This window comes from Deltaproteobacteria bacterium (assembly GCA_026712905.1).
Taxonomy (GTDB): domain Bacteria; phylum Desulfobacterota; class Binatia; order UBA9968; family JAJDTQ01; genus JAJDTQ01.
This window is the reverse complement of record JAPOPM010000093.1, coordinates 1-2,565: the sequence shown is the minus strand read 5'-3', so window position 1 is coordinate 2,565 and position 2,565 is coordinate 1. Positions and strand designations below refer to the sequence as shown.

The window sequence follows — 2,565 nt, the reverse complement described above, 5'->3', positions numbered from 1 at the left end:
TTCCTGCCCCGCATGCCGGCGTTAAAGACCTTTTCGCCCGCGCCGGTTCCGTTGTCGCTGGTGAAGATAAGGATCGTGTTGTGGGCCAGGCCCTCTCGCGCTAGGAAGGCCCGCAAACGGCCGACGTTGTGGTCGATGTTGGCGATCATGCCGAAAAAGTGCCCCACGCGGGTGCCGAATCGCTCCTCGTAGGGTGCGGCGAACTCTGGCGGCGAGTGCATAGGCCAGTGCGGGGCGTTCGTCGAAATATAGGCCAGAAACGGCCTGCCTGCCTCCTTCTGAGCCTTGATGAAACGCCGAGCGTAGTCAAACCAGACGTCCGTGCAGTAGCCCGTGACCGGTTCCGGCACCGAGTTGTGGAAGTACGTGCCGTCGAAGTAGGAGTTATCCCAGAAGTCAGGCGTCTGGCCCACGCCGCCGCCACCGTGGCGCATCACCTCGCTGAAACCGCGATCCTCTGGCCGGAAGGGGTAGTTGTCGCCCATGTGCCACTTGCCGAACATACCCGTGGCGTAGCCGGCGTCGTGAAAGATCCGCCCAATCGTGACCTCGCCTTCCAGTAGCAGGGAGCGGCCGCCGCTTGTGTGCCACACCCCCGTGCGGTTGGTCCAATGGCCCGTAACCAGCGCAGCGCGGGTAGGCGAGCAGGTAGGGGCGACATGGTAGTCGACCAAGCGCACCGACTCGTCGTAGAGTCGGTCGAGGTTCGGGGTCTTCAACACCGGATTGCCGTGGCAACTCAGGTCACCGTAGCCTTGATCGTCGGTGATGACTAGCACCACGTTGGGTGGCTCGTCGTCGGCCACGGAGCGACCTGCCACCAAGGCGGCCACGACCGCGATGACCGCGAGGGGAGTCTTCGTGCGCTTGATCACGGTCGATCTCTTGTTGCCACAGCGCTTAGTGCCTCGGCGACGAGGTACTATATACTACCAAGAGCCCTGCAGCACAAAGGCTTGCAGGTGGAAGCAGTATGGGCAGAAACCTTGGCGTTTTCGCGGCTCTGACCATGAGCTTGGCGCTCGGTAGCCAGTCCTTTGCGAGCAGTGCGGCGGAACCTGCGGGATGCACTTACGAAGTCAGCCCGAAGAACCCGCCGAACGATGGGATCCTCTTTGTTGATCACTCCCGGACGGGAAGAAGCGGGCACCTCGGGCACGCGCTGGTCGAGTATCAGGACGGCAAGATCCTCGCCTTCTATCCGAACTGCTCCGACGACAGCGGCGGGCACTCCGCTGTGGGATGGATGGAGTACAAGCGCTCTGAAGACGGCGGTGAGACGTGGGGCGGTCGGAACATCGTTGCCTATTCGAAGAACCTGCTGGACGCAGGGCAGGCGGGAGGTGCGAGCGCCAAGCAACTTGCTGCCTTCGCCGAGAAGTCCGTCCTGACCGACAAGGGTGAGATAGTCCTCTTCTTCCTGGTGTGCGACATCTCGACCAGCAAGGTGTGGTCGCACTTTCAGACGCCGACGTATGTCATTAGCGCCGATGGGGGCCGCACGTGGAGCGAGGCGGCGGAACTGGGCGACAAGCGGGGCAGGGTCTACGATGCACGGAACCACAACGGCGAGATCCTCGCGCTTCACTTCGCGAACGACAACACGATTAGTTTCCTAGGCAACCAGAAGCAACACGTTTATGAGCTGTACGCAAGCGGCGATGGCGGCCGCACCTTCACCAAACGGAGCGAGCTTCCGTTCGACACCTCCGGGAAATCGTACGGGACCATGGGGATGCTGGACTCCGGAAGCATCGCCGTCTACATCTACAACAGGAACGATGAGCAAGCGCTCGACTACGTGGTAAGCGACGATGGCGGACGCACATGGTCTGCAGCGAAGACCGCGCGGTTTCGGAAGAAGATCCGAAATCCTCAGATGGTCTCGTTGAACGGCTGCTACTTCATGCATGGACGGAGCGGGAGTTTCGGCGAGGAAAAAGGTCACATGGTGCTGTATTCTTCGCGAGACGGCCTCGTTTGGGATGACGGCGTGTATCTGAGGAGGCGCGAGGCAGGCTTGGGAGCGTACTCGAACAGCATCGTGGTCGGTTCGTCGAAGTCGTACAGTCGGAAACGCCTGCTGATACAGGCGTCGCACGCGTACGAAAGAAACAAGACCAACGTGCTGCACTGGTGGTTGGAAGCGAGAACCGGGCAGGGACACTGAACAACGCGCTTCCGCGGATCAGCCGTGCAGGCCGTCAGATAGACGATCGGTCCGGCCTGACCGAGAGCTCTGTATCGACGCCGCCTTATTGTCCCGGGCGGCTCCAAGTAGTTCCCGGTGCGAACGGGTAAGAGCGCTTGGCCCGCACCGCTCGACCAGGCCTGGCACTGTCAAGCAGTTGGCCGTCGACCAAGACGGGCGTGCCGTTCACGATAACGTGCCGGATGCCCTCCGGGCTCCGTGCCGGATCTGCATAGGTTCCGCGATCGATGACAGTCTGCGGATCGAACACCACGATGTCGGCGTCTGCCCCCGCTCGGATGCGGCCCTTGTTCCGCATTTCGGGGAGACGCTTCTCCAAGCGCTTTGCCGGCATCACGGTCATCTTGCGCAAG

Annotated in this window: 3 protein-coding genes; 1 reads left to right on the top strand and 2 read right to left on the bottom strand. The window is 61.7% G+C overall.

Annotation, left to right across the window (positions count from 1 at the left end; translation table 11 throughout):
- Positions 1 to 833 (bottom strand): sulfatase-like hydrolase/transferase (locus tag OXF11_07075; protein ID MCY4486864.1); only part of this gene is annotated, 833 nt, incomplete at its 3' end.
- A 140-nt stretch (positions 834 to 973) separates the two neighbouring features.
- Here OXF11_07075 and OXF11_07070 point away from each other — a divergent pair.
- The gene (locus tag OXF11_07070; protein MCY4486863.1) at positions 974 to 2,170 is read left to right on the top strand and encodes a sialidase family protein; all 1,197 of its coding nucleotides are present in this window, start codon (positions 974 to 976) and stop codon (positions 2,168 to 2,170) included.
- An 85-nt stretch (positions 2,171 to 2,255) separates the two neighbouring features.
- On the opposite strand, the gene OXF11_07065 is transcribed toward OXF11_07070, so the two are convergent.
- On the bottom strand, positions 2,256 to 2,565 hold a 310-nt coding region (locus OXF11_07065; GenBank protein ID MCY4486862.1), incomplete at its 5' end, for an amidohydrolase family protein.

What these genes read in the sequence shown, in the direction of transcription:
- OXF11_07070 (MCY4486863.1), top strand. Translation starts at nt 974, where the DNA reads ATGGGCAGAAACCTTGGCGTTTTCGCGGCTCTGACCATGAGCTTGGCG.